The 25128-nt window shown below is 72.4% G+C and carries 25 protein-coding genes and 1 pseudogene; 8 read left to right on the plus strand and 18 right to left on the minus strand.

Going from position 1 to position 25128, the window contains the following annotated elements; all coding sequences use genetic code 11:
• From F8271_RS16850 to F8271_RS16860, 3 genes are all read right to left on the minus strand, one after another.
• A partial coding sequence (locus F8271_RS16850) for an ATP-dependent helicase (RefSeq protein WP_151490720.1) occupies positions 1–2326 on the minus strand: 2326 nt, incomplete at its 3' end.
• A gap of 143 nt (positions 2327–2469) precedes the next feature.
• The gene (locus F8271_RS16855; RefSeq protein WP_151490721.1) at positions 2470–3015 is read right to left on the minus strand and encodes a TIGR00730 family Rossman fold protein; all 546 of its coding nucleotides are present in this window, start codon (positions 3013–3015) and stop codon (positions 2470–2472) included.
• Positions 3015–3878 (minus strand): TIGR00730 family Rossman fold protein, encoded by an 864-nt coding sequence (locus tag F8271_RS16860; RefSeq protein WP_151490722.1) that lies wholly within the window; start codon positions 3876–3878, stop codon positions 3015–3017. The genes F8271_RS16855 and F8271_RS16860 overlap by 1 nt, the downstream gene beginning before the upstream one ends.
• 153 nt (positions 3879–4031) lie before the next feature.
• On the opposite strand from F8271_RS16860, the gene F8271_RS32430 reads away from it, so the two are divergent.
• Positions 4032–4199 (plus strand): hypothetical protein, encoded by a 168-nt coding sequence (locus F8271_RS32430; protein ID WP_192580323.1) that lies wholly within the window; start codon positions 4032–4034, stop codon positions 4197–4199.
• Positions 4200–4243: 44 nt separating this feature from the next.
• Here F8271_RS32430 and dapE read toward each other — a convergent pair whose 3' ends face one another.
• Complete coding sequence (gene dapE / locus F8271_RS16865) at positions 4244–5317, minus strand: succinyl-diaminopimelate desuccinylase (protein ID WP_151490723.1); 1074 nt, start codon at positions 5315–5317, stop codon at positions 4244–4246.
• A 78-nt stretch (positions 5318–5395) separates the two neighbouring features.
• Here dapE and dapD point away from each other — a divergent pair, with 78 nt between their 5' ends.
• Positions 5396–6355: a 2,3,4,5-tetrahydropyridine-2,6-dicarboxylate N-succinyltransferase gene (gene dapD, locus F8271_RS16870; RefSeq protein WP_151490724.1), complete on the plus strand. Its 960-nt coding sequence runs from the start codon at positions 5396–5398 to the stop codon at positions 6353–6355.
• Positions 6356–6406: 51 nt separating this feature from the next.
• Here the strand turns inward: dapD and F8271_RS16875 are convergent, their stop codons facing one another.
• Entirely contained in the window at positions 6407–9742 is a 3336-nt protein-coding gene (locus tag F8271_RS16875; protein ID WP_370461921.1) for a S8 family serine peptidase, read from the minus strand.
• 155 nt (positions 9743–9897) lie between these two features.
• Between F8271_RS16875 and F8271_RS16880 the strand changes: the two genes are divergently transcribed.
• Positions 9898–10455: a sugar O-acetyltransferase gene (locus tag F8271_RS16880; protein ID WP_151490725.1), complete on the plus strand. Its 558-nt coding sequence runs from the start codon at positions 9898–9900 to the stop codon at positions 10453–10455.
• Positions 10456–10502: 47 nt separating this feature from the next.
• On the plus strand, positions 10503–11141 hold the full coding sequence (locus tag F8271_RS16885) for a dihydrofolate reductase family protein (RefSeq protein WP_151490726.1): 639 nt from the start codon (positions 10503–10505) through the stop codon (positions 11139–11141).
• 30 nt (positions 11142–11171) lie between these two features.
• Here F8271_RS16885 and F8271_RS16890 read toward each other — a convergent pair whose 3' ends face one another.
• From F8271_RS16890 to fdxA, 5 genes are read right to left on the minus strand one after another with little or no spacing between them, the layout of a single operon-like run.
• Positions 11172–11819 carry a nucleoside/nucleotide kinase family protein gene (locus F8271_RS16890; RefSeq protein ID WP_151490727.1) on the minus strand — a complete coding sequence of 216 codons (648 nt, stop codon included), beginning with the start codon at positions 11817–11819 and terminating at the stop codon, positions 11172–11174.
• A complete protein-coding gene (locus F8271_RS16895) occupies positions 11819–12472 on the minus strand; it encodes an SIMPL domain-containing protein (protein ID WP_151490728.1) in 654 nt (217 codons plus the stop codon). Before F8271_RS16895 ends, F8271_RS16890 begins: the two co-directional genes overlap by 1 nt.
• A gap of 9 nt (positions 12473–12481) precedes the next feature.
• The gene (locus F8271_RS16900; RefSeq protein ID WP_151490729.1) at positions 12482–13510 is read right to left on the minus strand and encodes a prephenate dehydrogenase/arogenate dehydrogenase family protein; all 1029 of its coding nucleotides are present in this window, start codon (positions 13508–13510) and stop codon (positions 12482–12484) included.
• Positions 13511–13526: 16 nt separating this feature from the next.
• Entirely contained in the window at positions 13527–14633 is a 1107-nt protein-coding gene (dapC, locus tag F8271_RS16905; RefSeq protein ID WP_278127213.1) for a succinyldiaminopimelate transaminase, read from the minus strand.
• Complete coding sequence (gene fdxA, locus F8271_RS16910) at positions 14630–14956, minus strand: ferredoxin (protein WP_007464872.1); 327 nt, start codon at positions 14954–14956, stop codon at positions 14630–14632. Before fdxA ends, dapC begins: the two co-directional genes overlap by 4 nt.
• 79 nt (positions 14957–15035) lie before the next feature.
• Between fdxA and F8271_RS16915 the strand changes: the two genes are divergently transcribed.
• Positions 15036–15995, plus strand: a complete 960-nt coding sequence (locus F8271_RS16915) for an N-acetyltransferase (protein WP_151490731.1) — start codon at positions 15036–15038, stop codon at positions 15993–15995.
• Between the two features lie 21 nt (positions 15996–16016).
• On the opposite strand, the gene F8271_RS16920 is transcribed toward F8271_RS16915, so the two are convergent.
• The 3 genes from F8271_RS16920 to mshB form a co-directional block, all read right to left on the minus strand.
• Positions 16017–16481, minus strand: coding sequence for a hypothetical protein (locus tag F8271_RS16920; RefSeq protein WP_151490732.1), 465 nt, complete (start codon positions 16479–16481; stop codon positions 16017–16019).
• Positions 16482–16562: 81 nt separating this feature from the next.
• The gene (locus F8271_RS16925; RefSeq protein WP_151490739.1) at positions 16563–16997 is read right to left on the minus strand and encodes a hypothetical protein; all 435 of its coding nucleotides are present in this window, start codon (positions 16995–16997) and stop codon (positions 16563–16565) included.
• A 17-nt stretch (positions 16998–17014) separates the two neighbouring features.
• Positions 17015–17959 (minus strand): N-acetyl-1-D-myo-inositol-2-amino-2-deoxy-alpha-D-glucopyranoside deacetylase, encoded by a 945-nt coding sequence (gene mshB / locus F8271_RS16930; protein ID WP_192580319.1) that lies wholly within the window; start codon positions 17957–17959, stop codon positions 17015–17017.
• 87 nt (positions 17960–18046) lie between these two features.
• Here mshB and F8271_RS16935 point away from each other — a divergent pair, with 87 nt between their 5' ends.
• Positions 18047–20200, plus strand: a complete 2154-nt coding sequence (locus tag F8271_RS16935) for a prolyl oligopeptidase family serine peptidase (protein WP_151490734.1) — start codon at positions 18047–18049, stop codon at positions 20198–20200.
• A 29-nt stretch (positions 20201–20229) separates the two neighbouring features.
• On the opposite strand, the gene F8271_RS16940 is transcribed toward F8271_RS16935, so the two are convergent.
• Entirely contained in the window at positions 20230–20604 is a 375-nt protein-coding gene (locus F8271_RS16940; RefSeq protein WP_151490735.1) for a DUF805 domain-containing protein, read from the minus strand.
• A gap of 157 nt (positions 20605–20761) precedes the next feature.
• Positions 20762–21103 (minus strand): annotated as a pseudogene (locus F8271_RS16945) (uridylate kinase); the annotation flags it as partial.
• Positions 21104–21270: 167 nt separating this feature from the next.
• Between F8271_RS16945 and F8271_RS16950 the strand changes: the two are divergent.
• Together F8271_RS16950 and F8271_RS16955 are read left to right on the plus strand one after the other, a co-directional pair.
• Positions 21271–21519: a type II toxin-antitoxin system Phd/YefM family antitoxin gene (locus F8271_RS16950; RefSeq protein WP_151490736.1), complete on the plus strand. Its 249-nt coding sequence runs from the start codon at positions 21271–21273 to the stop codon at positions 21517–21519.
• Entirely contained in the window at positions 21516–21899 is a 384-nt protein-coding gene (locus F8271_RS16955; protein ID WP_151490737.1) for a PIN domain-containing protein, read from the plus strand. The genes F8271_RS16950 and F8271_RS16955 overlap by 4 nt, the downstream gene beginning before the upstream one ends.
• 29 nt (positions 21900–21928) lie before the next feature.
• Here the strand turns inward: F8271_RS16955 and F8271_RS16960 are convergent, their stop codons facing one another.
• From F8271_RS16960 to F8271_RS16965, 3 genes are all read right to left on the minus strand, one after another.
• On the minus strand, positions 21929–23110 hold the full coding sequence (locus F8271_RS16960; RefSeq protein ID WP_225854584.1) for a helix-turn-helix domain-containing protein: 1182 nt from the start codon (positions 23108–23110) through the stop codon (positions 21929–21931).
• Complete coding sequence (locus tag F8271_RS32435; RefSeq protein WP_192580320.1) at positions 23100–23267, minus strand: hypothetical protein; 168 nt, start codon at positions 23265–23267, stop codon at positions 23100–23102. Before F8271_RS32435 ends, F8271_RS16960 begins: the two co-directional genes overlap by 11 nt.
• Positions 23268–23405: 138 nt before the next feature.
• Positions 23406–24590, minus strand: coding sequence for a helix-turn-helix domain-containing protein (locus tag F8271_RS16965; RefSeq protein WP_370461922.1), 1185 nt, complete (start codon positions 24588–24590; stop codon positions 23406–23408).
• Positions 24591–25128: the final 538 nt, after the last annotated feature.

The raw sequence follows: 25128 nt of genomic DNA on the forward strand, positions 1-25128 counted from the left end.
GTGGCGCGCTCGGGCCCAGCTCGTGCAGGAAACGGCTCGGCTGCTCCTCGTGGTCGTCACCGCCGACGGCGGCCGACGCCACGGCGCTCACCAGCAGGCGGTGCCGGGCACGACTGATGGCGACGTGGAAGAGGCGGCGTTCCTCGTCCAGCAGCGCCGAGGTCTGACCCACCACGTTCGCCGCGGTCGCGCCGCCGACGGACCGGCCGGCCAGCACGTCGACCAGCCGCTCCGAGCCGAGCAGGCTGCCACGCAGCCGCAGGTCGGGCCAGATGCCCTCCTGCACACCGGCCACCGCGACCAGGTCCCATTCCAGACCCTTCGCCGCGTGGGCGGTGAGCAGCCGCACCGCCGCGCCCCGGTCGGCGGTCGGCGCGATGGTGTCGGCCGGCAGGTCCTGGGCGAGAACGTGGTCGAGGAAGACCTCGGTACGGGCACCGGGCAGCCGGTCGGTGAAGCGGGCCGCCGCGTCGAAGAGCACCAGCACGGCGTCCAGGTCGCGGTCGGCGGCCTCGGCGCGCCGCCGTCGGGCCAGGTCCCCCTCGCCGGGGGCGGGCCGGCCCTGGCCGATCGCTCCGGCCCACCGTTCGGCGAGGCCGCTGGCGTCCCAGACTTCCCAGAGCACGGTCTCGGCGGTCGCACCGGGTTGGGCGGCCGCGTCCCGGGCGGTGGCGAGCAGAGCAGCCACCGCCTGCGCCGGCTCCGCCCACCGCCGGTCGATGCCGGCCAGCTCGGTCGGGTCGCGCAACGCCTCGACGATCAGCTCACCGGACGGTCGCCGGTCGCCGCCGGACAGCGCCAACGCCCGCAGGCCCTGCCGCAGCCGCCGTTCGGCCAGCGGATCCGCACCACCGAGCGGCGAGTGCAGCAACGCGACCGCCGCCTCCTCGTCCAGGTGCTCCGGTTCCAGGGCGCAGCGCAGCAGGAGCAGCAACGGTGCCACCGCCGGTTGCAGGTGCAGCGGCAGGTCCTCGCCGTGCACCACGGTGGGTACGCCGGCAGCGTGCAGCGCCCGTTGCAGGGTGGGCAGCTGCAACGCGGTGGACCGCACCAGCACCGCCATCCGCGACCAGGGCACACCGTCGAGCAGGTGGGCCGAGCGCAGCGCGTGGGCCAGCCAGGCGGCCTCGCTGGTCGCCGAGCGGAACGTGTGCACCTCGACCACACCGGGCGGCGCGTCCGGCAGTGGGTGCAGCCGGCGGTGCGCCGACGGGCCACGCAGCCGACGACCCAGCCGGGCGATCGCGGCGAGCAGGCCCGGCCCGGCCCGGTACGACGTGGTGAGCAGCACCTGCGCCGCGGGCGCCCCGGACGCGGTCCGGAATCGGTGCGCGAAGGTGCTCACCCCGGCCGGGTCGGCGCCCCGGAACGCGTAGGTGGACGAATCCGGGTCGGCGAACGCGACAAGGGACTTGCCCCCACCGGCGATCACCGAGAGCAGGTCGAGTTGGGCGGGGTCCGTGTCGGCCAGCTCGTCGACGTACACGTGGGCGAGCCGGCGACGCTCGGCGGTCAGCAACTCCTCGTCGTCGCGCAACAACCCGGTGGCGGCGCGGACCAGTTCGGCCGGGTCGTACGCGATCGAGCCCCGGTTGCTGACGTCGCGCAGTGCGAGCACCGACACGTACTCCCGCAGGAAGCGGGCGGCCGCCGGCCAGTCGGCGCGGCCGAGCTTGTCACCCAGCCGGGCCAGGTCGATCGGGCCCACCCCGCGTTCGGCGGCGCGCATCAGCAGGTCGCGCAGCTGACCGGCGAAGGCCCTGGTCCGCAGGGCCGGGCGCAGGTCGGTCGGCCAGCCGACCGGGTCGTCGTCGGGCTCCTCGCCCACCACGTCGAGCAGCTCGCGGATGATCAGATCCTGCTCGGGGCCGGTGAGCAGGCGCGGTGACGGCTCGCCCCGTTCGGCGGCGGCCCGGCGCAGCAGCCCGAAGGCGTACGCGGGGAAGGTGCGCACCAGCGGCTCGCGCAGCACCCGGTGGCCGTCCTGCGCCACCCCGGCCTCGATGCGCTGACGCAGTGCGGTGGCGCCCCGACGGCCGAAGGTCAGCACCAGGACCCGTTCGGGGTCGACGCCCTCGCGCACCCGGGCGGCGACCGCCTCGACCAGCGTGCTGGTCTTGCCGGTGCCCGGACCGCCGAGCACCAGCAGCGGCCCGTCGGTGTGCGCCGCCACCTCGGCCTGCGAGCGGTCGACGCGCCACCCGGCGGGCCCCGGCTCGGTGTCGGCGGACGCACCGCCGGCGGCGGGCACGGAACTGTCGGCCGGCGCCGCCCCGTCCCCCCGCGCCGGCCCCTCGGACCGCCGCACCAACCGGTACGCCTGCATCAGCTCATCCCATCAGAGGAGTACGACACCCACCGAGCCCCACCCCACCCCATCACGCTCCGTCGATCATGAGGTTAGCGGCGCGACACGCCGACGGCCTCGCCGCCAACCTCATGATCGACCGGGGAGGCTGGGAGCCCGCGTCAGGTCAGGGCGGACTCCAGGGCGTCCAGGGCGTCCGGGACGGTGGTGGTCACCGTCAGCAGGTCGCGGCCGGCGGGTTTGAGGAAGTGCTGGTCGGTGAGGGTGTCGAGCCAGTCCAGCAGGGGGCGGTAGAAGCCGTCGGTGTCGATCAGCACCATCGGCTTGCCGTGTAGGGCGAGGGTGGCCGTGGTCCAGACCTCGAACAGTTCGTCGAGCGTGCCCAGCCCACCGGGCAGGGTGAGAAAGGCGTCCGACTTCTCGATCATCAGCGTCTTGCGACTGGCCATCGAGTCGGTGACCAGCAGTTCGTCCGATGCCAGGTCGGCGACCTCCAGGTCGACCAACGCCTGCGGGATCACACCCACGGTGCGCCCGCCGGCGGCGCGGGCACCATCGGCCAGCGCACCCATCATGCCGACGCAGCCACCGCCGCTCACCAGCGTGTGCCCACGCCGGGCCAGCTCCGCGCCGGTCTCCGCGGCCAGGTCCAGGAAACGCTGGTCGAGGGTACGGGAGGACGCGCAGAAGACGCAGATCGCCGCCATCAGTTGTCCCGTGGCTGGTCGGCGGCCTGGTCGGCGGCGGCCTGCCGGTCGGCGCCGGTACGCGCGACGGCCTCGTCGCGGACCGCGTCCTGCTCGACGGAGAGCGCCGCCTCGGACTCGACGATGTGCCGGACCGCCGTGTTGACGTCGTCGGTGAGGCAGATCAGGTCCAGGTCGACCGGGCCGATCTTGCCGCCGGCGGCCATCGTGTCGCGCAGCCAGTCGAGCAGCCCCTGCCAGTACGCGACGCCCATCAGCACGACCGGGAACCGGGTCACCTTGCCGGTCTGCACCAGCGTGAGCGCCTCGAACAGCTCGTCCATGGTGCCGAAGCCGCCGGGCAGCACCACGAACGCCTGCGCGTACTTCACGAACATCGTCTTGCGGGCGAAGAAGTAGCGGAAGTCGATGGCCAGGTCGACCCAGTCGTTGATGCCCTGCTCGAACGGCAGCTCGATGCCGAGCCCGACGGACAGACCGCCGGCCTCGGTGGCACCCCGGTTGGCGGCCTCCATCACTCCCGGCCCACCTCCGGTGATCACGGCGTAGCCGGCCCGGGCCAGTGCCCCGCCGACCTCTTCGGCCAGCTTGCACTCGGCGGTGGCCGGACCGCTGCGCGCCGAACCGAAGACACTGACCGCCGGCGGCAGGTCGGCGAGGGTGTCGAAACCCTCGACGAACTCACTGAGGATGCGCAGCGCCCGCCACGCGTCCCTGGTCTTCCAGTCGCCGCGCCCGCGCGAGTCCAGCAGTCGCTGGTCGGCGGTGCTGCTCGGGATCGCCCCCCGGCGCAGCGTGACCGCGCCCCGGTGCCGCTCCTGCGCTGGACCGCGGCCGGCCTCCCGCCCGTTGCTGTGGCTCATGGAGCAACCGTAGTGGAGCAGCACCCGCCGGGTGTGCGGGGCGCGGACGCCGAGAAATAGTTCGCGATCAACGCAACTATTCGGCTCGCCCGTACGTCTTACTATTCACATACCGGGTATGCCCCGGCGCGCGCCTTCGGGGGAGGAGACAGCGTGATCAGTAACAGCGAGATGATCCGGATCCGCCGCCAGATGCAGCGACGGATCAGAGACGTGGTGGCCGAGCGCCGCCACATCCGGGACCTGACCCCCTCCCCCACGGCCCCCGCCACCTCCGGAGCTGATCAAGAGGTTCGCGTCGCCGACAACGGGCCCGGCTGACGCAAACCTCTTGATCACCGGGCGCGACACGCCCGGTGCGCCGGTCAGGCCGGGGCCAGCCAGCGGTGCAGGGTTGCCGCGCCGTCCCGGATCTTGCTGATCTCGACGTGCTCGTCCTTGTGGTGGGCCAGGTTCGGGTCGCCGGGGCCGAAGTTCAGGGCCGGAATTCCCATGGCCGCGAACCGGGCCACATCCGTCCAGCCCAGCTTGCCGATCGGGGCCGCGCCGACCGCCGCCAGGAACTCCTTCGCCGGGGCCGCCTCCAGTCCAGGGGCCGCGCCGGCCGCCGCGTCGGTCACGGCCAGGTCGAATCCCGCGAAGACCTCCCGCAGGTGCGCCTCCGCCGCCACCGGGTCGCGATCCGGGGCGTACCGGTAGTTGACCTCGATCTCGCAGTGGTCGGGGATCACGTTCCCCGCGACGCCGCCGATGATGCGGACCGCGTTCAGACCCTCGCGGAAGTCGCACCCCTCGATGGTGACCCGGCGCCCCTCGTACGCCTGGAGCCGCCGCAGCACCTCACCGGCGCCGTGGATTGCGTTCACCCCGTGCCAGGAGCGCGCCGCGTGCGCCCGCTCACCCGTGGTCGTCACGATGGCCCGCATGGTGCCCTGGCAACCCGCCTCGACGATGCCGTAGGTGGGCTCCAGCAGCACCGCGAAGTCCGCCTCCAGCCACTCCGGGAACGCCTGGGCGACCAGGTTCAGCCCGTTGTACCGCGACTCGATCTCCTCCGCCTCGTAGAACAAGTACGTCACGTCGTAGCGCGGGTCGGGCAGGGTCACCGCCAGGTGCAGCGCGTACGCGGTGCCGGACTTCATGTCCGAGGTGCCGCAGCCGTACATCAGGTCGCCGCGCATCGTCGACGGAAAGTTGTTGTTCAGTGGCACGGTGTCCAGGTGCCCGGCCAGCACGACGCGCTGCGACCGACCGAGGTCGGTGCGCGCCATCACGGTGTTGCCGTGCCGCTGGGTGCTCAGGTGTGGCACACCGCGCAGGACCTCCTCGACACAGTCGGCGATCGCCTTCTCGTTGAGGGACACGGACTCGATGTCGACGAGAGCGCGGGTCAGCGCCACCGGATCGGCGAGGACCTCGGGGGTCAGCGGGTTCTCCATGGTTCGCACGGTACCTTCAGGTCTGTCAGCGCGAGGAGTGAGCTGAGGCCGACGCGGCCCAGACCGAGAGGTGTAACAGTGACGTCCGCAGATTCCGCCTGGGGCATCGGCCTGGCCACCGTCACCGCCGACGGGCAGGTGCTCGACACCTGGTACCCGACCGGCAAGCTGGGCCTGGGTGAGCTGCCGTTGGTCGCCGGCGAGGGCGAGTCGGACGTGCTCGATCTGCCGCCGGGTGCGCTCGGCGACCGGGCCCTGCCCGGTCTGCGTACCGTGCAGGTGGTCACCGTGGTCGGCTCGCTGGACGACCCGATCAAGGACGCCCCGGACGCGTACCTCCGGTTGCACCTGCTCTCGCACCGCCTGGTGCGACCCAACCAGCTCAACCTGGACGGCATCTTCGGCAAGCTGGCCAACGTGGCGTGGACCTCCGCCGGGCCGTGCCCGCCGGAGCGGGTCGACGAGCTGCGGGTGATCGAGCGGGCCGCCGGCCGCCACCTCGCCGTCTACGGGGTGGACAAGTTCCCCCGGATGACCGACTACGTGGTGCCGTCCGGCGTGCGGATCGCCGACGCGGACCGGGTCCGCCTCGGCGCCCACCTGGCCGCCGGCACGACCGTGATGCAGGAAGGCTTCGTGAACTTCAACGCCGGCACCGTCGGCACCTCGATGGTCGAGGGGCGGATCGTGCAGGGCGTGCTGGTCGGCGACGGCTCCGACATCGGCGGCGGGGCCTCCATCATGGGCACCCTCTCCGGCGGCGGCACCGAGAAGATCAGCATCGGGGAGCGGAGCCTGGTCGGCGCGAACGCCGGGGTCGGGATCTCGCTCGGCGACGACTGCGTGGTGGAGGCCGGCTGCTACATCACGGCAGCCTCGAAGGTCACCCTCCCGGACGGCCGGGTCGTCAAGGCCCGAGAGCTGTCCGGCATCGACGGCCTGCTGTTCTGGCGCAACTCGGTGACCGGCACGCTGGAAGCCCGTCCGCGAACCGGCCGGGGCATCGAACTGAACGCCGCCCTGCACGCCAACGACTGACGCACCCGCCGGGTCCGCGGCACCGCGCCGCGGACCCGGACGGGGTACGCCTCAGCGCAACCGGTACGCCTGGATGATCCGTTGCGTCGCCGTGTTACCGGCGGCGTCCCGCGCGGTGGCCCGCAGCGACACGTGCCCGGTGCCGGTCGGATGCTGCACCAGGGCCGACCAGCCGTCGCCGGAGGTGCGGACCAGCTTCGCCGCGCGCCAGGTCTTCCCGCCGTCGTACGAGACGTCGACGGTGAGCTTCTCCACCCGGGCGGCCGCCGCGCCGGGCTGCCGCTGCACCCGCACCGGGACGACGAAGCTCCGACCGGCCGGAGCGCTGTTGTCGACCCGCAACGGCGGCGCGAAGCGGATCGCCGACAGGGGCAGCCGGGCCGGCGTGTCACCGGCGACGTGCCGGGACCGGAAGGTCCAGCTGGACTCCACCTCGGTGCTCAGGTCGGTGAAGCTGCGCTTCGCCGACGTGACGAGCCGGTAGTCCGCCGCACCCGGTGGCACGGCGAACTCGCCGTAGCCGGCGTACTCGCTCTCGCCGACCAGCTTGCCGTCGCGCCAGAGTTCGGTCCGCTCGCTGTCGGCGAGTGACCCGCCCGGGTGCCCGGCGGCGTCGCTGAACATCGGCAGCCCGACCCAGACGGTGTCACCGACCCGGGTGACGCTCTCCTCGGGCCAGCGCGGGGTCGGGAACGACGGTCCGTACGGGGCCTGACTCCAGACCTCCTGCACCGTCCGCCCGACCCGGTACGCGGTCGCCGTGGAGAAGAGCGCGGCCTGCGCGTTCAGCCAGCCTTCCTCGTCCCGCGTTCCGAAGTCGAGCTCGGACTCCCACCGCACACCCCTGGTGTTGTAGTACTCGACCCGCTGGCCGGGCACCGCGGTGGGCAGGATCAGGGCCGAGCCGCCGACGTTGTACTCCAGCACGGGGTACACGATCCGCTCGGCCTCCGTGCCCGGGTAGCCATCGTGGAACCGGTGCACGACGGTGGCCAGGTCCCGTCGGGCGTAGTCGCGGACGAACCCCGTCGGCATCCGGCCAGGAATCGCCTCGGCCAGTGCGTACAGGTAGGGGCTGTTGGCCGTGTCCGGCGTGGTCCACTGGCTGCTGACCGTGGCGACGAACCGGTCGGCGGCGACCGGCTTGCCGAGCTGACCGCTGGTCAGGCCGGTGAACGTCTCGGCCCAGAGCCCGATGCCGTACGCGCTGCCGTCCTCGGCCGTGAAGTTGCCGCTGAGGTCGATCAGCTGTGGGACGGCGTTCCGGTCCGGAATGGTCGTCCGTACCGGCTTGGCCGAGCGGGCGTCCACGACGATCCGGGTGTCCTGCTCGATGGCCACGTCGGGCTGCGCCAACAGGGACATCCCGCCCTGCTCACCCTCCGGTGCGGGCTCGAGCACGAGAGCGCTCAGGCCGTAGTGCCCCTTGGGCACCCGCACGGTCGCCACGCCGTCGGTGCTGACGAGGTCCCAGTAGCTGAAGGTGTCCATCCCGACCAGGGTGCTCCAGTGGTCGGCGGTGCGCTCGCCGGCCCGGTTCAGGTGCTCCACGGTCAGCGTGTAGCTCTCCACTTCCCGGTGCACGGCCAGCGGGGTGACCGCGACCGCCGCACCGGATCGGGCCACGATCCGCCCGGTCCAGTAGCCGTCGGCGTCGCCGATCCGGGTGTTCGCGGTGATGGTCGTGGCGGCGGTGCCGCCCGCCGGCACGGTGAGCTGGTTGGCGCCCAACTGGAACAGGCCGGCCGGCAGCGCCCGACCGCCGGGGCCGGCGCCCTCGACGCTCAGGTCGACGCTGACCGGTGCCGGACCGTCGTTTCGCCAGGTGACCGTGCGGGTGATCGGCTCGTCGTCGCCGTGCGGCCAGAGCGTACGCCCGAACGAGACGCTCACCGGGTCGCTGGTGACCTGCTGGGTGATGGCGTGTGCGACGTCGACCCGCCCGGCGCCCTGCTGGTAGGCGGTCTGGTCCGGGTGCGGCTTGGCGGCGGCCATCAGGGTGGCCTTCAGCCGGTCGGCCCGCCATCCCGGGTGCTGCTGGGCGAGCAGCGCCGCCGACCCGGCCACGTGCGGGGTGGCCATCGAGGTGCCGGAGAGGGTGACGTAGCGGTCTCCCACCGGATCGCCGATGACGCCGTTGGCGGACCGGGCGGCGACGATGTCGACGCCGGGCGCGGTGATGTCCGGCTTCAGCGCTTCGTCGCCGACCCGCGGGCCCCGGCTGGAGAAGTCGGCCAACTCGTCGTCGCGGTCGACCGCGCCCACGGCGAGCGCGGCGTCGGCGGTGGCCGGGGAGCCGACCGAGCCGTCCGAGCCGTCGTTGCCGGCGGCGAGGACGAACAGCGTGCCGGTCTGCGCGGTCAGGGTCTGCACCGCCTCCTCCAGCGGGTCGACCTCCGGGGTGTCCCAGCCGCTGAGGCTCATGTTGACCACGGCGGCCTTCTTCTCCACCGCGGCCCACTGCATGCCGGCGAGGATCGCCGAGTCGGTGCACCCGGTGCCCTCACAGACCTTGCCGTCCAGCAACGTCGCGTCCGGCGCCACGCCCCGGTACTTTCCGCCGGAGGCGGCGCCGGTGCCGGCGATGGTCGAGGCCACGTGGGTGCCGTGGCCGACCGTGTCCCGAGCGTCGGGCACCTCGGTGAAGTTGCGCGCCTCGGCCACCTTGCCGGCCAGGTCCGGGTGGGTCGCGTCGACGCCGGTGTCCAGCACCGCGACGGACACCCCCTTGCCGGTGAACCCGGCCGCCCAGGCGGCGGGCGCGCCGATCTGCGGCACGCTGTGGTCGAGGGTCACCGTGCGGCGGCCGTCCAGCCAGATCCGCTCGACGTCCCCCGCCGCGTCGAGGCGGGCACCGGCGGGGCCGGTGGTGACCGTCGTCCAGACCGCGCCGAGGGAGGACTTGCCGGTGGTCAGGGCCGCGCCGCGGATCGCCGGCAGGTCGCGGGTCACCCGCGAGCCCGGCAGCGCGGCCGGGGCACGCCGGGCGGTGCCCGTCGAGCGGTACGCCACCAGCAGCGGCAGGGTGTTCCGGTGGGCGTCGTCGTAGCCCGCCTCGACCAGCCCGGTGACGTCGAAGAGCCGCCGGTCGACCCGGCCCGAGCGCAGCAGTGGCAGCGCGTCCGTCGGCGTCACCGAGAGGCGTCCGCGCTCGCGCCGGATCAGGAACCGCACGTCCTCGCGACCGGCGCCGGGTCGGACCGCGGCACCGGAAGCGGTGACGGTGACCCGGTCACCGCTGATCAGCGTGACGGTGGTCGAACGGTTGGCGGTGGGTCCACCCGGAGCGGCCGGTCGGCCGGTGCCGTCCGGCGGGGTGGGCGCGGCGGCTGCCGCCGGGCCCGGCGCGGAGAGCGCCAGTGCGAACACGAGGCCGAGGGCGGCCAATCTTCTTCCCTGGTGCAACGGATCCTCCTCGTCAAGCGTCTTGATGTACGGGAGTCACATTGACCTCCTACAATTGCATACCGAGTATGCAAAATTAAGGCCGGAAGATGACGGACCCGCCACGAGCCGACCAACCGGGCCGGCATGATCGGGCGGTGACCTCCATGAAGGACAGGATGCTCGCCGGTGAGCCGTACATCGCCGACGATCCCGAGATCATCGCCGACCTGGACCGGGCCGCCCGGCTGATGGAACGCTTCAACACCAGCCCGGCGGCCGATCCGCGGGCGCGACTCGCGGTGCTGCGCGAACTCCTCGGCGACCTGGGCACGGACACCTGGATCCGCCCACCGTTCTACTGCGACTACGGCTCACGGATCCGGATCGGCCCACGCGGCTTCGTCAACTACAACGCCGTCTTCCTCGACGTCGCCCCCATCACCCTCGGCGCGGACGTCCAGGTCGGCCCGAACGTACAGCTGCTCACCCCGACGCATCCGGTGGAGCCCGGGCCACGGCGGGACAAGTGGGAGGCGGCCAAGCCGATCACCATCGGCGACAACGTGTGGCTCGGCGGCGGCGCGATCGTGCTGGCGGGTGTGACGATCGGCGCCAACACGGTCGTCGGCGCCGGCGCGGTGGTGACCCGTGACCTGCCGTCCAACGTGGTGTCGGTCGGCAACCCGGCCCGGCCGGTCCGCGAACTCGACTAGGGTGCGGCCGCAGGGCCTTGTTCGAGTCGGAGTACACGGAGGACAGCATGGGCGTGATCCACATTGATCTGTTCGCGACGCTCGACCTGGTCGGCCAGGCACCGGGCGGTCCGGACGAGGACCCCGACGGCTTCCCGTACGGGGGATGGCAGGCGCCCCTGTTCGACGAGACCGGCGGCCGACAGGTCGTGGACGGCATGCGGGGCATGGACGCGCTGCTGCTGGGCCGCCGGACCTACGACATCTTCGCCGGGTACTGGCCGCACCAGACCGACGGCGTCGACGGCGGGATCGCCACCCTCTTCAACAGCATCCCGAAGTACGTGGCCTCGCGCGGCACCCCCGACCTGGACTGGGCGGGCTCGACGCAGTTGGGCCCCGACCTGGCGAGTGCCGTGCGGGAGGTGCGGGACAAGCACGAGAAGGTCCACGTGATCGGCAGCCTGAACCTGGTGCAGACCCTCCTGCGCGAACGCCTCTTCGACCAGCTCAACCTGTGGATCTTCCCCATCGTGCTGGGCGTCGGCAAGACGGTGTTCGACGGCGGCGCCGTCCCCGCCAACCTGACCCTCGTCGAGCCGCCCGTCACCACGGACAAGGGCGCGGTGCTCCTGCGCTACCGCCTCGGAGCGGGTACGCCCGCCACCGGCGACATGTCCCGCGAGGACCGCGGCGTCACGGACTGAGGCAGACCCGGCGTGCCCCGGCGGTCCCGTTCAGACCGCCGGCGGCTCGCTGAGGCGGACCACCAGGTCGGCGCGCTCGGCGGTGGGGGTGATGAGGGCCGCGTTCGCCTCGTCAGTGCCCAACGCCCAGGCCCGGGCCTGCTCCGGTGACCGGCCGAACGCCTCGTGCCGGGCGGTCAGCCGGCGCTGGCGCACCTCGGCGTCCAGGTCGAGAAACCACGCCTCGTGCAGCAGCGGCCGGATCTCCTGCCACGGAAAGTCCGGCAGCAGCAGGTAGTTGCCCTCGGTCACCACCAGCCGGACCGAGGGCGGCACCTCGATCGCCCCGGCCACCGGCTCCTCCAGCTCCCGCCGGAACTCCGGCGCGTACACCGAGGTCGGTTCCAGCCGGCGTAGCCGGCGCAGCAGCGAGGCGTACCCGTTGGCGTCGAAGGTGTCGGCCGCGCCCTTGCGGTCCGCGCGGCCCAACCGGACCAGCTGCGACTGCGCGAGGTGGAAACCGTCCATCGGCACCAGCCGGGCGGTCGGCCCGACCTCGGCCACGATCCGCTCGGCGAGGGTGGACTTCCCGGCGCCCGGCGCACCGGCGATGCCGAGCAGCTGTCGCGGGCCGGCCTCGGCCAACGCCAACGCCCGCGCCACCAGCTCGTCGGCGGACAGCACCTGAGCCGGTGGCATCAGCCCAGGACCGGGTCGCTGATGGTGAAGCGCGCCTGCACGGCGGCCTGCACGGTCTGCGGCTGCGGGTCCAACTCCAGCTCCGGTGCGCCGCCGCCCCCGCCAGCCCCGCCGAACGCGGCGCGGGCGAACATCGGACGCTCGGCCGGGCCGGCGTCGGCCAGCTCGATCAACGCGGTGACCCGCGCGCCGAGCGCCTCGGCGTACTCCCGGGCGCGCAGCAGGGCGTCACCGATCGCGGCGTGCCGTGCCTCGCGATGCGCCGGGCTGTCCGGACGAAGCTCCCACCAGGGACCGGCCACCTCGACCTGATCCTGGTCGGCCAACCTGAGCATCAGCTCGCCGAGCGCCGTGAAGTCGGTGACGGTGACGGTGACGGTGGTGGTGACGCTGCCGTGCCAGGCCACCACCCGCTCGCCCGAGCGTCGGGTCTCCGGCCGCACCCGCAGGTCGCCGGTCTCCCGCCGGGCCACCACCGGGCCGGAGCCGTCCAGCAGCACCCGTACGGCGGCGGCCCGCTCGGCCAGCCGGGTCAACGTGGCCTCCCGGTCCCGGTCCCGAGCCGTCGCGGTGACCGCGAAGCGGGCCAGCTCGGGTGGCACCTCCCGGTACGCCTCGCCGCGCACCTGCACCACCGGGCCATCCACTGCCATGTGCTCAGCCTAGTCAGCCGCCGGCGTCCACGCGGTGTAGGAGACGGCCTCCGAGCCGACCCGACACCCGGTCAGGTGTCCACCGACGTCGCCCAACCCGCGTAGCCAGGTCACCTCGGCGGCGTGGTCGCCACCGACCGGGAACTCCCGGTCCCGTTCGGCGAACCGTCGACCCAGCAGCGCGGACCGCACGGCGGCGGCCTCGGCGTACCGGGCGGTGAGAGCCGCCGCGTCACCGGCCCGGAGCGCGGCGCCCAGCGCGTCCAGGAAGGCGGTGACCTCGGTCAGCTCGTGCAGCACCCGCTCCCGGTTGCCGAGCAGCATATTCGCGGTCCGCTCGGCGGGGGTGCCGGCCACCCGGGTGCCGTCGCGGAAGCTCCCGGCCGCCAGTGCCAACACCGCGTCACGTAGCGGCGCTCGCTCGGCCGCACCGGCCAACGCGCCGGCCAGCAGGTGCGGCACGTGTGAGGCGAGGGCGGCCGCCGAGTCGTGCGTCGGCGCGGACATCGGCACCACCCGGGCGTCGAACACCTCCACCAGCAGCCCGGTCAGCCAACGGAAGGCGTTTGTCGCGGCGCCCGGCGCCGGGCACAGCACCCAGGCGGCACCGGCCAGCAGCCTCGGGGAGGCGGCGGACAGGCCGGTCGACTCCGCGCCGGCCATCGGGTGCCCGGGGACGAAGCGGTCGAGGAGCCCGAGCCGGGCCGCCACCTCGGTCACCTCTGACTTGGTGCTGCCGACGTCGGTGAGCACACAGCCCGGTGCCGTGGCGGCGGCCACCCGGGCCAGCGTCCGGGGCAGCGTGGGCAGGGGGCCGCAGAGGAAGACCACGTCCCGGTCGGCCACGGCCTGCTCGATCGTGTCCGGCGCGGCGACTCCGCTGGCACGTGCCCGCTCGCGGGTGGCCGGGTCGGGATCCCACCCGGCCACGTCCAGGCCGGCGTCGGCGAGGCGCAGCAGCACCGAACCGCCGATCAGCCCGGTGCCGACGACGGCCGCCCGCACCCTGGCGTACCGCCCGGACGTGCCGTCGGTCATCGCCGGCCCGCCGGTGTCAGGCCCGCAGCCGGCCGGCGACCGCCGCGACGTGCTCGTCGGACTCGGTCAGCGCGACCCGGACGTGCTGAGCGGCCGTGGGGCCGTAGAAGACGCCCGCGGCGACCAGGATGCCGCGTCGGGCCAGCCAGTCGACCGTCTCCCAGCAGTCCTCACCACGGGTGAGCCAGAGGTAGAGACCGGCCTCCGAGTGCTCGACCGTGAAGCCGGCACCGGTGAACGCGGCCCTCAACACCTCACGACGAGCGCGGTAGCGCTCCCGCTGCTCGTCGGCGTGTCGCTCGTCCTGCAGGGCGGCCACCATCGCCGCCTGCACCGGCGCGGGCACGATCATGCCGGCGTGCTTGCGGACCTTCAGCAACTCGGCGACGAGCGCCGGATCGCCAGCCACGAAACCGGCCCGGTAGCCGGCGAGGTTGGAACGCTTGGAGAGCGAGTGCAGAGCCAGCACACCGTCGTAGGTGCCACCGCAGACCTGCGGAGACAGCACCGACACCGGCTCGGCCGACCAGCCGAGCGGCAGGTAGCACTCGTCGCTGGCGACCACCGCGCCGCGCTCCCGGGCCCAGTCGACCACCTTGCGCAGGTGCGCCGCGGGCAGCACCCGGCCGGTCGGGTTGCCGGGCGAGTTGACCCAGACCAACCGCACCCGCGAGGTCGGCCCGACCGACGTGAGCGAGTCGGTACGGACCACGGTGGCGCCGGCCAGCCGTGCCCCGTCCTCGTAGGTGGGGTACGCGACCGACGGCACGACGACGACGTCACCCGGACCGATGCCGAGCAGGGTGGGCAGCCAGGCGACCAACTCCTTCGAGCCGATGGTCGGCAGCACACCGAGACCGTCGACCCCGGCGCCACAGGCGCGGGCGACCCACGCGGCGATCGCGGCACGCAGCGCCGGGGTGCCGGCGGTCAGCGGATAGCCGGGAGCGTCGGACGCGTCGGCCAGCGCCTGGCGGATCACCTCGGGCACCGGGTCGACCGGCGTACCCATGGAGAGGTTGATCAGGCCCTCCGGATGCGCCGCGGCCAGAGCGGCCGCGGCGTCCAGGGTGTCCCAGGTGAACTCGGGCAGCCGCGACGAGACCGGCGCGGGCGTGCTCAGTGGCCCTCGCCGCGCGGCGGCTGCGCGGCGACGAAGGTCGCGTCCTTCTCCACCTTGCCGATCTTCGAGGCGCCCCCGGGCGAGCCCAGGTCCTCGAAGAACTCGTAGTTGGCGCCCGTGTAGTCCTTCCACTGCTCCGGGACGTCGTCCTCGTAGAAGATCGCCTCCACCGGGCAGACCGGCTCACAGGCACCACAGTCGACGCACTCGTCGGGGTGGATGTAGAGCATCCGATTGCCCTCGTAAATGCAGTCGACCGGGCACTCCTCGATGCATGCCTTGTCGAGCACATCCACGCACGGCTCGGCGATGATGTAGGTCACCGGTCTTCTCCTCCGCAAGACACGTCGCGATCTCCCGCGACGGTAAGAGCCTAGTATCTCGCCGGGGAGGGGGTCGATCGTGCTCCGACAGCAGGATGTGGGACACCGGATCGTGGTTCGCCGGATTGTGGGGATTCGCGAAGGCCGCCCGCTGTTCTCCGACGCTCTCGGCGAGCTGGTGGAGCTGAGCGAGACTCATCTCACGCTGGCCACCGCGCAGGGTCGGCTGCGGGTGCCGGTGACACAGGTCCACCGGGCCAAGCGGGTGCCGCCGACGCGTCGACCGACCGCCGCGGCAGTCGTGGCGCTGGAGCGGGCCGCCGACGAGGCCTGGCCGGCGCCCACCCGTGGCCGCCTGGGAGACTGGCTGCTCAGATCGGCCGACGGCTGGACCGGGCGGGCCAACTCGGCGCTGCCGATCGGCGACCCGGACCGGCCGCTGCCGGCCGCCGTGGACGCGGTGGAGCGCTGGTACGCCGAGCAGGGCCAACCGGCGATGGTCAACACACCACTGCCGCTCGCCGCGCCGGTCGGCGCCGAGCTGGACGCCCGAGGATGGGGCAGCCGCCCGCCCACGCTGGTGCAGACCGCGCCGCTCCCCCTGCCCACGTCGACCCCGGCCGACGCCGCCGCCGGCGCGGACGTCGAGCTGAACACCGCACCCAGCGAGAAATGGTTGGCCGTCGCCGCCGGCCGCAAGGGTGGCCTGCCGGACGCCGCACGGCACGTACTCACCGCCGTGGCCCAGGTGCGCTTCGCCCACGCGTACGTCGACGGCGAACTGGTGGCGACCGGCCGGGGCACGGTGACCGGCGGCGGACGCTGGCTCGGCCTGAGCCTCATCGAGGTGCTGCCGGCGGCCCGCCGCCGGGGGCTGGCCCGGCAGGTGATCCACGAACTGGCCGCCTGGGCGGAGTCAGCCGGCGCGACGCGTGCGTTTCTCCAGGTGGAGCAGCGCAACAGCGCGGCGGTGGCGCTCTACCAGAAGCTCGGCTTCACCACCCACCACACCTACCTGACCCGCGTCGCCCCGCACTGACGATCCGACCGCTCCGACGGGTCAGCGGCGGACGACCCGACGCGGCTTGGCGGCCTTGACCTCGGCGTACCGCTTGAGCTGCTGCGAGCGGTAGTCGCGACCGAGCGCGGTGAGCACCAGGTACCCGATCAGCACCCCGGCGCCGGTGGCGAGCAGGTACAGCCAGATCTGGGCGAAGAACGTCCCCGCCCCACCCGCGAACGGGTCGTGGCCGACCAGCAGCGGCCCGACCAGCACGGTCAGCGCCATCGCGGCCCCCACCACGACGGCCACGTCGCCCGCCCAGGCACCCAGTGGCCGCCGGCTGCCCCAGCGGAAGGCGACCACGGCCAGGATCAACCCGATCACCACGAACATCGCCAGCGACATCCGATCGGCGGCGGTGTCGTCACCGTCGAAGCCGAACCGGATGATCAGCCGGGCGGCGACGTTCGCCGCGAACAGGGCCCCCGTGAGCACTCCGACATCCCGCCACCGTCTGTCCATCGCGCGACCTCCTGCCGTACGCCCCATCGCGGGGCCGCATCCCTGGCAGGAATATCTACCACCCGTACCTGGGTGGCGTCATCAGCCGAGGAGGGTGGGCGGCGGGGCGAGGATCTGCCGGAAGCCCATCACCGCGAAGGTCATCGCGCCGGCCACGATCATGGCGAGGCCGACCCAGTTGTCGGCGGCCAGCAGCAGGTCGCCCTCGGAGGTCCGGATGGCGGCCACCGCCATCAGCGCGAACCACGGCACCGCGGGCAGTGCCACCGCCCACCGGCGGCCCACCGCCTCGTGCGCGAACCAGCTCAGCGCGATGTTGGCGCCGACGGCGACCAGCACCGACACGCCGATCAACTGGCCACCGACGCGGACCGTGGCGAGCAGCAACTCCAGCACCCCGGTCAGCACCCCGGCCAGCACCACCACGACCCCGCCGGCCACCCGCAGGCCCAGGTCCAGCAGTCGCGGCGGTGGCCCCGCCTGCGGCGGGGTGTCCTGATCGTGCACGACCGACATCGGCGCGGCGGGCAGGGTCACCGGAGACCGGCCGCCGCGACCGGGCGACGATCGGCGCCGGCCCCGTCGGGCAGTCCGGTCTCGTCGGGCAGCCCGGCGAACAGGTCGTCCTCCCACCTGTACGGGCCGGAGCCGGGGCCCTTCTCGCCGACCGCGAGGGTGAAGAACTCCACGCCCATGAACTCGCCGCCGAAGTTGCCGGCGATCGAGTAGAGCCAGGAGGTGGCCGGAATCTGGGTGGCGTGCGCCCGCATCGCGGCCTCCTTCGCGGTGTGCTGGTCGGTGCCGTCGATCCGGGCGGCGATCTGGCCGTCCGGGGTGCCGAAGGGCAGCTCGGCGAGGTCCTGGATGCCGGCGAACGGGTTGTCCGAGGATTCGGCGAAATGCGCCATGCCGGCCTCCAACACGCTGAGCGGCATCGCCGTCCAGTAGACCTTGGCCGGGGCGCAACCCTCGGCGGCGGCCAGCTCGACGGCACGCATCGCCACCCGGTGCGCCTGGATGTGGTCGGGGTGGCCGTAGAAGCCGTTCGGGTCGTACGTGACGAGCACCTGCGGGCGTACCTCCCGCATGATCTCCACCAGGTGCCCGGCGGCCTCGTCGAGGTCGGCCTGCCAGAAGGCGCGGGGGTGCTCGTTGGTCGCGAGCCCCATCATCCCGGAGTCGCGGTAGCGGCCCGCTCCGCCGAGGAAGCGGTGGTCGCTGACGCCGAGCGCCGCGCAGGCGGCGGCCAGCTCAGCGATCCGGTACCCGCCGAGCTGGTCGGCCTCGGCGGCGACGAGCTGGGACAACGCCGGTACGTGGATCTCACCCTCCTCGCCGAGGGTGCAGGTCACCAGCGTCACGTGCGCGCCGGCGGCGGCGTAGTGGGCCATCGTCGAACCGGTGCCGATGGACTCGTCGTCCGGGTGCGCGTGGACCAGCAGCAGGCGGCGGTCGGGCAGCGTCGTCACGTCAGTCACTCTAACCGGCGGTTCTCCCCCGGCCGGCGCTGACGCGTCCGCCCAGGTCGGCCACATCACCTCCGGTACCGCTCTACGATTTGGCCTGTGGACTTTCCGGAGCTGGCCGCCCGCACCCGCCGGTTCACCCACGGCGCGCCGCGCGCCGTCGCCGTGGCCGAGGACGGCTCCCGAGTGATCTTCCTGCGCTCCGCCGGTCCGGAGGACCCGGCGGACGCGCTGTGGCAGCTCGACGTGGCCACCGGCGGGGAGCATCTGGTGGCCGACCCGGCCACCCTGCTGGGTGAGGGCGGCGACCCCCGGTCACTCTCCCCGGGCGAGCGCGCGTTGCGCGAGCGGCTGCGGCTCAACGCCGCCGGCATCGGTTCGTACGCGCTGGACGCCGCCGGCCGCGTCGCCGTGTTCGCGCTGGCCGGGCGCCTCTTCCGGGCCGATCTGGTGCACGGCGACGTGGTCGAGGTGGCCGCCGTCGGCCCGGTGCTCGACCCACGTCCGGATCCGACCGGGCAGCGGCTGGCGTACGTGACCGACGCCGCCGAGGGTGTCCGCCGGGGCGAGCTGCGGGTGATCGAGGCCGACGGCACCGACACCCTGCTGGCCGGCGAGGACGCCGGGGTGAGCTGGGGGTTGGCCGAGCACATCGCGGCCGAGGAGTTCGGCCGGTTCCGGGGCTACTGGTGGGCGCCGGACGGCCGCATGGTACTGGCCGCCCGGGTCGACGAGTCCCGCCTGGAGCGGTGGCACCTGCACGACCCGGCCGACCCGGCGAGCCCACCGACGGCGGTCGCGTACCCCCGGGCGGGTGGGCCGAACGCGGAGGTCAGCCTGCACCTGCTGGACCTGGACGACGGCTGGGTCGACGTGCACTGGGACCGGGAGACCTACCCGTACCTGACCGGGGTCAGCTGGGGTGAGGGCAGCCCGCTGATCACCGTGCTGCGCCGCTCGCAGCAGCACGGGCTGGTGCTCGCGGTGGACCCGCGCACCGGTGAGACGCAGGTGCACGCCGAACTGGCCGATCCGCGCTGGGTGGAGCCGATCGCCGGCACCCCGGCGCACCTGCCGGACGGCCGGGTGCTGGTCGGTGGGGAGCTGGCCCACGACGGGTACGACGCGCGGTGCCTGTTCGCCGACGGCACGCTGCTCACTCCCCCGTCGCTGTACGTGCGGCGGGTGGTGGGTCGGCTGCCGGCCGTGTCCGGCCCGGCGGACCTGCTGGTCGAGGCGAGTGACGGCGAGCCGAGCGAGCGGCACCTGTTCCGGGTCCGCACCACGATCGGCGGTGGGGTGGACGCGCGCCGGATCACCACCGACTCCGGCTGGCACACGGCCGCCGTGGGCGGGGACGTGCTGGTCGTCGGGGTCGCCTCGCTGGACCACGCCGGGGTGCGCTGGACGGTCCGTCGCGGCGATCAGGAACTGGCCGAGCTGCGGTCGCTGGCCGCCAACCCGCCGTACTCACCGCTGCCGCTGCTGGAGCGGGTGACCGACCGGCGGCTTCCGGCCGCGGTGCTGTACCCGGACAACCACGTGACGGGCCGGCGGCTGCCGGTGCTGCTGGACATCTACGGCGGCCCGGGGCACCAGGAGGTGGTGGCGGCGCGGGCCGCGTGGTTGGAACGGCAGTGGTGGGCCGACGCCGGATTCGCGGTGGTCACCATCGACAACCGGGGTACGCCGGGCGTGGCGCCGTCGTTCGAGAAGGCGATCCACCGGCGGGTCGCCGACGTGATCCTGACCGACCAGATCGACGCATTGACCGCCCTCGCCGGCAAGCACCCGGACCTGGACCTCGAGCGGGTGGCGGTGCGCGGCTGGTCGTTCGGTGGCTGGCTGGCCGGCCTGGCGGTGCTGCGCCACCCGGAGCTGTTCAAGTGCGGGATCGCGGGCGCTCCGGTGACCGACTGGGCGCTCTACGACACCGCGTACACCGAGCGTTATCTCGGGCTGCCGGAGGACGGCCTGGACGTGTACGCGCACCATTCGCTCATCGAGTTGGCCGCCGAGCCGGTCACCGGGCCGGACCAGGCCCGCCCGTTGCTACTGGTGCACGGTCTGGCCGACGACAACGTGGTGGCCGCGCACACGCTGCGGCTCTCGGCGGCGCTGCTGAGCACCGGCCGCCCGCACGCCGTGCTGCCGCTGACCGGCGCCACCCACATGGCCGCGAACGGCACCGCCGAACGTCTGCTCCCGCTGGAGCTGGACTTCCTCCGCACCCACCTGGTGCCCAGCGTGTGATCCGTGCCCGTTGGAGCACGGACAGCGGGTCAGCCCTTGGGGCTGGCACCGAAGCGGTTCGCCCCGGGCGTGCCGTCCAGCACGAAGAACACGAGCAGGACGATGGCGCCCACGAGCGGCACCACGCCGATCAGCACCCACCACCCCGTCCGGTCGGTGTCGTGCAGGCGTCGCACCGCGACCGCCAACGACGGCAGCAGCAGCACCAGGTAGGCGATGAGGGCGATGAAACCGGTGGAGGAGCCCTCCCCGAAGGTCAGTCCCAGCGCGCTGTCCAGAATGGCAGCGACAATGCTGACAAGGACGCTGAACAGGGCGAACCACCAGTACTCAGACCGCCGTGCCCGGCCCTTGAAGCCGACGTACTGGCTGAAGACGGACTTGATTGCGGCAATGAAGGACATGACTATCTCCTGTTCATCGAGGGGTGTTCAAGGTCATCGCGGAGGCAGCCAAACAGACCGACGCGGCGGGGTCAACGGTTCAAGCGGTCGAGGTGCGGTAGCCACGACGCCTGAACTCCCAGACCGGCCGCTGCGGGTCGTCGTTGTGCGTGACGATGTCGGCGTAACAGTGGTGGAAGCGCCGATCTCCGTCCGGGCCGAGTGGATCGAGCAGGACCCGGTTCAGCGCGTCGTAGTCGTGGGTGTCGAAGCAACACCCCTCGGCCGAGTACTCGCCGCGCGAATAGCGCCGCGCGCGAGGGAAGAGGAAATCGTCGATCGTCGCGCGGATGACGTCGCGGCCCTGGTCGCGTAGGGCGACGGCCAGCTCGTCGGCGAGCGTCGTCTTGCCGGCGGCCGGCGGGCCGTCGATGGCGACCCGCGTCGGATGCGCGACGGTGACGGACCCGACCGCCTCAGCCAGGTGACCGATCAACTCGTTCCGCGTGCCCTGGTTCATGCCCCGCCCCATCCCGTGTTCGTGAAGGCCGCCACGTCCCGCTCCCAAGATCGCGCTCGATCCAGGCTCGAGCGTGAACTGCACGCACTTGGGCCGCCCGAGACCCTCGGCCACAGCGAGCACCAACGACCTTCCACGCTGGTAGCACAAGTGCTACAGTAGGGCTTATGCATGAAGTTGGACTGCGGGAGATGCGGCAGAACGCCAGCGACCTGGTGCGCAGGGCACAAGCGGGCGAACGCGTGACAATCACTGTCGCCGGCCGCCCGGCAGCCGTGCTCGGCCCGGTCAGTCCCCGGAGCTGGCGCGAATGGGGCGACCTGGCCGGCGTGTTCGACCAACCCACCGACCCGGGTTGGGCAGACGATCGGGATCTCCTCGACAACACTGTCACCGATCCGTGGGTTGAGCGGTGAGCCGCGGCATCCTCGACACAAGCATCCTCATCGCCTCCGACGTAACCCCGATTCCTGGCGAACTGGCTATCAGCGTCGCCAGCCTTGCCGAACTCCAGTTCGGTGTTCTGGTCGCGAAGACCGCCGAGGCGAGAGCCCTTCGTCTAGCGCGGTTGGGCGCAATCCAACGCCGATTTGATCCGCTTCCCATCGACGAAGCCATCACCGACAGCTACGCGCGATTGGCAGCCCGCGTCGTCGAGATCGGCCGCCAGCCACGAGCGAGAGTGATGGACCTGCTCATCGCCGCGACCGCACACGCCCATGACGCCGCCATCTACACCCGCAACGCCGACGATCTCGCAGGTCTCGAAGACCTCATCACGATCCACACGATTTGACCTCCACCTCGACGGGAGACCGTCATCACTCACAGCACGCCGAGGCTGATGGCGAGTTGGGTGATAGTCGGTGGGGCGTCCGGGTCACGGGCGACCAGGGCGACCACGTCCCGCGCGGCTGGCCGGTGACGGATCTCGGCGGGCGCGACGCTGTTCGCCCGCAACAGGACTCGGGCCGCGTTGGTCAGGTCGTCCGTCAGGAAGTAGGCGCGCGCCGCGTCGATCAGGTGCGCGGCACGGTGCTCGACCGGCAGCCACCGCCATCCGTCCCGCCCGATCGCCTCCTCGTGCCGGGCGACCGCCTGCGGCCCGTCGCCCAACTCGATTGCCGCCGTGACTCGCGCCAGCTCGACGGCCGTCGGCCCGAACGCCGTCCGGTAATGGTCCTGTCCGTCGCCGACGTAAGCGGCCAGCTCGGCGGCCTCGCTCAGCAGGTCACCGACCACCCGGTCGTTCCCCGCCCTGGCCGCGATCAGAGCGGCCTGCACGAGCAGCGATCCGCACAGCGACAACTCCTCCGGCGTGCCAGCCTTTCGATCGGACGGGGCGATCTGGCGAGCGGCGGCGAGCATCACCGCCCCCGCCCGCGCCGACGCCCGCAGCACCTGGCCGAGCTGCACCGCCGCGCAAGCCAGCAACACCCGGTCGCCGGCGGCGGCGGACATGGCCCGGTCAGCGGCCAACCACGCCAGACTCCCCTCACCCAGCTTGACCAGGAGCGCCGCCGTAACCCGGTACGCATCCACCGCCGCCGCGCGCCCAACCTCCGGGTCCTGGGCGCGGTACACCTCGGTCACCACCGCGGGCAGCAACTCGACCAGCCGCGCGTACCGCGCGTGCTGGTAGGTCATCCACGCATGCCGCACCTCCCGCGCCAACCGATCGGGCGACATTCCCGCACGCTCCGCCGGGCGACCAAAAGCCATCGGGTACGCCGACAACGCCGCCCGAATCCGCGCGACCCCTTGGCGCCGCTCAGCCACCCCAGCGGGCTGGACATCCCGACCGAGCAGTGTTGCGGCGTCAACCCTCAGCACCGCCGCAATCTCCCGGATGGTCGACACCCGCTCCAGGGATCGGACCCCACGCTCGACCTTGTCCACCCAGCTCTTCGACTTCCCCAGCCGATCCGCGAACGACTGCTGCGACAACCTCCGCCGCACCCGCAGGTAGGCGACCCGTCGACCGATCGGCACCGACTCAGGGCTCACCACGCCACCGCCGATCCGGCACCGCTCGAGTCGTCTCCTGCACCGGTATCCGCTCCGCCTCGGCCTGCGCGAGCAACCGGCGTTTGGCCTGTTCCCGTTCGGCGGCGTCGATCTGCTCGCCCATGTTGGGCGCACCGGTATCGTCCTTACCGCTCATTTCCACCTCCGCTGGGCAGGGGCAGGTGATCTCGTTTTGACGACCTGGTTCGCACCGATCCCGCCCTCACTCACAGCATCTGGTGAACGTGAGGTGACAGATAGCTAGCGATTGTCCGCTGGTCGCGTGTGCCGTCCGCTATCGAGCCACGGGCCGGTACGCCTCGTACACCTCGCGGAGGGCTGCCGCTTCCGCAGCCCCGGTGTGCTCGACCTTGCGGAGCACCTCCCGCGCCCGCCACCAGTTCGAGGACACCACTCGCCCCGACCGGACCGCATCGGCGGCGACGACGCTGGCCTCGTCCGGCTGGTCGGCGGCCAACAGCGCCATCGCGAGATCAAGACGGGCGGAAGCAGAGCGCCGCGGCCGCTCACCACCATCGCCGCGCGGGTCCAACTCCGCTAAGGCGATTCGAACCATCTGCTCGGCGGCCGGGTCACCCGCCCACGCCAGCGTGGTTGCCGTGTACGCCAACGCCTTTGTCGGGTCGTACCGGTAGTGGTGCTCGGCCCGATCCGGCACCGGCAGGTTCGCCGTCAACCGATCCAGACGATCCAGCGCATCACGCGTCCGCCGCACGTCGGCCAGCCGCGCCCACACACGGGCCTCCTGGGCGGTCGCCTGGATGTACGCCGAACCACCCCGAGGCGCCACCCGCTGCGCCTGCCGCGAAAGGTCCATAGCCCGTCGGCAGTCGCCCCGGGTGAGCCAGTCCCATGCCTGCGTCTCCAGGCACCATGCCTGGATCTCCGGATGCTCCGCATGCTCCGCAAGGGCCATGGCCGTAGCCAGATGAGCGCCCGCTGCGGGCTGTTGCAGCAGGTCGATATGCACCGTTGCCCGCAGCACTGTCAGCCATCCAGCGGCAACAATGAGCCGCCGACGCTGCGTCAACGTCCCACGCCCGTCGAGCAGGCGTCCCACATGGGCCAACTGGCGCCGCACCAGCGGCAGCAGATCGACCGGCCGCGTGATCGCGTATGCGCTTGCCAGGTCGTCCACACCCGCTTCGATCCGAGCGATAGTCTCGGCGCTGACGTCGCTGATCCGCACCCGAGCCAGCAACTCCCCGGCTTCGCTGTCGTGGTCGACGGGCTCGTTCACCAGACGGGCGAGCGTCCCGTCGGCTCGCAGCACGTCGTCGAGATGCCTGGCCGTTTCCGGAGTCGGGGCCTTCACCCCGGTCTCCAGATCGTGCAGGTGACTCTTGCCGCGATGAGCGAGCTGACCGAGTGCCCGCAACGACAGCCCATGCTCCGCCCGAAGCGCACGGAGGTGGGCACCGAAGCGCGGATCGACATGCGACACGACGACGCCTCCCACTTGGGGTGCCCGTAGTCCTGCAGGACTACGGGCACCCCAGACAGCCGCGGCGCGACCCGCCGAGACCATGAGCGATGATGACACGGCGAGCACGGCACCCCTTGCGGATCTTGAAGCCTAGACAACTCCATGATCCACAGGTGCCGTGCTCGCCCTGCATCGGGCACCAACCAAGATCCGACCAAAGAGGACATCCACGGACTACCCCGGGGCCCTGCTTAAGGTTAGCGTTGCGACGCAGGCCGAGAAGCTGCAGGTGCAGGCTGAGGAGCTGTAGTAGCCGAGGCCACCGGGGCCACCGCACGGTCCACCCGCTGCCCAACAGGCCTCTGCCCGGTAATGCCTGCGGCTCTAGCTATTAGCCTCGGTCTTTCACTTGAACGTCAGTCCATAGCCGGTATTCGATGAATGCGATCCGCAGACGCCTGCACGTGTGGGCCGAGGCCGGCCTGGGCGAACAACTACACGAACTGGCACTCGAAGCCTACGACCGCATGATCGGCCTGGAGTTGGCCGACGTCAGTGCCGACGGCGCCAT

Source organism: Micromonospora sp. ALFpr18c, assembly GCF_008868155.1.
Taxonomy (GTDB): domain Bacteria; phylum Actinomycetota; class Actinomycetes; order Mycobacteriales; family Micromonosporaceae; genus Micromonospora.